This is a genomic window from Halobacillus sp. BBL2006 (assembly GCF_000786645.1).
Classification (GTDB): domain Bacteria; phylum Bacillota; class Bacilli; order Bacillales; family Halobacillaceae; genus Halobacillus.
This window is the reverse complement of record NZ_JRNX01000392.1, coordinates 1-4078: the sequence shown is the minus strand read 5'-3', so window position 1 is coordinate 4078 and position 4078 is coordinate 1. Positions and strand designations below refer to the sequence as shown.

3 protein-coding genes and 3 pseudogenes are annotated in these 4078 nt (G+C 36.4%); 1 reads left to right on the top strand and 5 read right to left on the bottom strand.

All coding sequences use genetic code 11. The features are described 5' to 3' along the window. Nucleotides 1-199: 199 nt before the first annotated feature. Nucleotides 200-1387: an MFS transporter gene (locus tag LD39_RS12080; RefSeq protein ID WP_231572568.1), complete on the bottom strand. Its 1188-nt coding sequence runs from the start codon at nucleotides 1385-1387 to the stop codon at nucleotides 200-202. Nucleotides 1388-1859: 472 nt separating this feature from the next. Next, entirely contained in the window at nucleotides 1860-2603 is a 744-nt protein-coding gene (locus LD39_RS12075; RefSeq protein WP_035546839.1) for a L,D-transpeptidase family protein, read from the bottom strand. A 403-nt stretch (nucleotides 2604-3006) separates the two neighbouring features. Between LD39_RS12075 and LD39_RS23580 the strand changes: the two are divergent. Next, nucleotides 3007-3168: pseudogene (locus tag LD39_RS23580) on the top strand (LysR family transcriptional regulator); the annotation flags it as partial. Between the two features lie 22 nt (nucleotides 3169-3190). Here the strand turns inward: LD39_RS23580 and LD39_RS22180 are convergent. The 3 genes and pseudogenes from LD39_RS22180 to LD39_RS22665 all read right to left on the bottom strand — a co-directional run. Beyond that, nucleotides 3191-3402: pseudogene (locus LD39_RS22180) on the bottom strand (FMN-binding negative transcriptional regulator); the annotation flags it as partial. 66 nt (nucleotides 3403-3468) lie between these two features. Beyond that, entirely contained in the window at nucleotides 3469-3987 is a 519-nt protein-coding gene (locus LD39_RS12065; protein ID WP_035546837.1) for a GNAT family N-acetyltransferase, read from the bottom strand. Nucleotides 3988-4011: 24 nt separating this feature from the next. After that, nucleotides 4012-4078 (bottom strand): annotated as a pseudogene (locus LD39_RS22665) (MarR family transcriptional regulator); the annotation flags it as partial.

Below are 4078 nucleotides of genomic sequence, written 5' to 3'. Positions count from 1 at the left end.
TTTTTATTTCTTTTTCATTCATCTTCGTGCCATTTCTCATTGCGTTTTACATTGACCCACTCTTAGGTTTTGTAAATTACACTGGAATGAAAGGCTTTGAGATCCCTTCAGATCAAGAAGGCGCTTCCTTGTAATATGAGAGGTATCTTTCTCCCCTTTAATTGAATCCTTACATAGTTAAAGAAGGAAATGTGAAATGTTAAGAGGTGCTTTTGAGTTCTGCTTCTTCTTCGAAGTACCTGGATTTGCTTGGCATAAGAACTAACTTTATTTGCCAAATGCTTAGCACTAGCAATAATGTTGAGGCAGCAATGATACTGTACCTAACCGGAATAATATCACCTGTAAAACCAATCAATAAAATAAAGATAACCTGAAGAAAACTTTGAAAGATCCCGTATATGCTAGAAATCCTCCCCATCATTTTAACTGGAACGTTATTCTGATAAAAAGTCATAAATCCAGTCCCAGAAAATGAGTTGAAAAATCCTAATACCATAAATCCAATTGCTACTGTCCAAAATGAAAATGAGAAAGCGTAGACTAGATAGCCAACCGATACCATAAAATACCCACTGGACATTAGAGCTCTTATAGACAACTTTTTAGCCACGAGCGAAACAGTGGTTGCTCCTAAAATAGAACCAACTCCTGTGAGACTTATGAGTAAGCCGTAATCTGTTTCAGATAAATTTAATACCTTTTGAGTAAAGACAACCTCTTGAGCATCCATTCCAAGTGCAACAATCATAAAAAATTGAGCTAAGAAGTACACCTTTACAATATATAGGTTGCTCTGACTGAATTTAAATACTTCTTTCCAATCACTTTTCAATATTTTAAAACTAAGTTTGCTTACTGTTTGATCAGCATCAATATTCACGTTTGGTAATAAATACACCATTATCGCTGAGACAACAAAAGATAAAGCATTAATCCATATGGATATATGAACAGAAGTAATGATTAGTAGTGCTCCAGAAATAGCAGGACCGATTAAAAACGCACTTGAAGTTATCAAACTTCTAAAAGAGTTAAATTGTTTTCGCCCTTTCTCAGGAACAACATTCGTTATATAGGTAATCGCTGCCGGTTCAAAGAACGCTTTTGAAATGGAGAGAAAGAATAGACATACATATATAAGCCAAATAGAGCTGAAGAAAGGAATGATTGCTACTAAAGCTGCGCGGGTGATGTCTGTTCCAATCATTATTCTTCGAATGTTCAAACGGTCTATCATACTCCCAGACCAAAATTTCGTTACCATCGAAGCTATAGGTCCTATAATCCATAAACCAGCTACTGCAGCAGCTGAGCCCGTTAGTTTTAATACTAAAACATTAATGGCAACGAGATAAATAAAGTCTCCTAAAGTAGATATGCCCAAACCAAATAGTAATAAGTACGAATTCTTTTTATGGGAAAAGCTTGGTTGACTAATATTAACACCCCACTAAAGAATTCTTTCTACAAAAATTGGAAATAACCTGTAAATATTCATCGTTGTCACAAAACATTCATAACTAAAAAAGACCCCTCAATCGTGAGGGTTCCCATATTTCATTAACCTGTATTGAGTTACTTCCAAATTTGCAGACCCATTTTCTGTTTCTCCAGAATAAGAAAAAGTCTTGGAGCTACAAGCAGCTAGCAACATAAATACGAAAGAAGACTGACATGGTTTCAATTCCGAATTGGATTAGAGCGAATTTTCACTGGAAATTCAGTAAGCCCAAGCTGTTAATTTGATTATAATAGGACATACAAAAGCCCCGAATAAAGACGTTATTAAGTATGTCTTTAATTCGGGGTATATTTCAAGAGGGTCTTACCCTAGGTCATGTTTTTTTAATCCTATATTATTTACTAAATAATGCTTTTCTTGTTTTTGGCCCTACAATACCATCAGCCACTAATCCTTTCGATGTTTGAAACTTCTTTACAGCTCTTAAGGTCTGCGGACCAAAAGATCCATCAGCAGTTATACTGAGTTTTCTCTGTAGAATTTTTACTGAGTCTCCTTTACTGCCGTACCTTAAAGTTTCGTTGAAGGTTTCATATCCTGCGACTTCTTTTTTGGCTCCAACTCCAAATTTTTGTGCTAACGCCGTGAATGATAAGGAAGAGCTCGTAATATAGACCGGAATATTTTTATCAGCCCGTTCATACAACCAGATGACATCTTTGTTATACATGCGAATACAGCCACTGGACGCGTAAGTTCCAATTGAAGACGGATTATTTGTTCCATGTACTCCGTAAACATTTCCTGAAGTATGTCCCCAGTCGCCCGGAACTTTTATCCCGAGCCATCTTGCGCCTAAAGGATTCCGTGGATCACCACCCGGGATGTTTTCTTTATACCATGGCCTGTTTTTAACCTTATTAACGAGAGAAAATTTTCCTTCCGGCGTCAAATTTCTCGTTCTTCCCGTTGCTACAGGAAACACTTTCTGAAGTGTGCCATTTTCATAAAAAGCCAGTTGGTTATTACTTTTGTTAATAAAAATCGCTTCGTTCTCTGCGGCCTCTGCCGGCTTTACCATCAAACATAAACCTAATAACAAAATCCCCAGCGCAAACACAATTTTTCTTTGCTGCATTCTCTGTCCTCCATTAATCCCTTAGTTAACATGGCAATATTATACTTCGGGGAATGGGGAAATAATTGTCGAATGCGGCTGTCGAAATAAAGAAATTTTCGAATAGATAGAAGCAATCATGAAGGTAAGGGGTATCCTTGATATACAAATGCTGGAGCAGGTCTCACTTACTCTTGCTTAATATTCATATAAAAGTTTTATCATGATCTCGGCTTTCAAACTACTCTATGAGCGGGCAGATGTAATGAATAAATGCAACCTCTGGGCGTAAGGTTGAAAAGATGATCCAAATACATAAGCAGGAGATTCTCATACCTTCAGCTAACTTCATAACATTGAAAAAGTTGCATTACTTCCATATAAACTATACCCCGAATTAGGACACATTTAAAAAAAGTGTCCTAATTTGGTGACTACATACAATCTTGCATATAATGCTGCCATTATGGTTGAAGAGGGCATTGGTTATGCATTAGCCCTTGTTAAAATAGTAAATACAACTAGTGATAGTAACCTTTGTTTTAGACCGCTAGGGCCAAGACTGGAATCTGTAATGAATAGGGTTGCTTTCGTCGTGGAAGTGAGAAGGATGAAATGTAAGCATGCGGGCCTTGATACATAACAAGAACAGGATCATCCCCGAAAGTTTCCACTGAGGATTCGCATAAGCCAAATGTCTAGTGAGATAGTAGTCATCTCCTTGTTTATGTAACTCCACAGGTAAGTGAGTCGCAATAGGTTTTCCTTGTTTTGTCGTTACGATCGTTCCAAAAGAGTTCCTATGGATAAAATCTCTGATTTCATCATCGAAATCTGTGACTTTAAAATGCTATGGAATATACATCCTTATTCACCTCTTTACTTGTTATTGGAGCATTTTGACCATTATTAAGTCCGTTTGTTCTTCATCCCCCATAAAAAAAGAGTGCGCTCCCGTTTGAACAAACCCCAATCTCTTGTAGAAAGAAATAGCATTTTCATTTTTTTCCCATACGCCTAGCCAGACCTTGTTTTTATTCTGTTCCATAGCAATATTCATAGCTTTATTGAACAGATATTTACCAAGTCCATGATTTTGAAATTTATTTATAATATAAATCCGCTCGATCTCAAGAGAGTCATCATCCATTTCTTCAGACTGAGCATCCCCAGTATTAACCTTTAAATATCCAGCGACCTCATCATTAAAAGAAACAAAATAGAATTGCGATGAAGGGTTGGATAACTCTTTTTCTACTTGCTTTATGTTAAATGCCTCTTCCAAATAGGTCTTCATATTTTCTGGCGAATTCTGATTCTCAAATGTCTCCTTAAATGTTTCATAACCAATTTCTTGAAGTTTCCGTGAATCTTCCAAAGTACATCTTGTCATATTTATATTCATTTAACCTTTCGCTCCTCTCTATAATCAATAACTTCTCTTGTTTCCTTTTTTTACGAATTCCCAGTCTTTTTCTATATTTTTTCTTACTCTT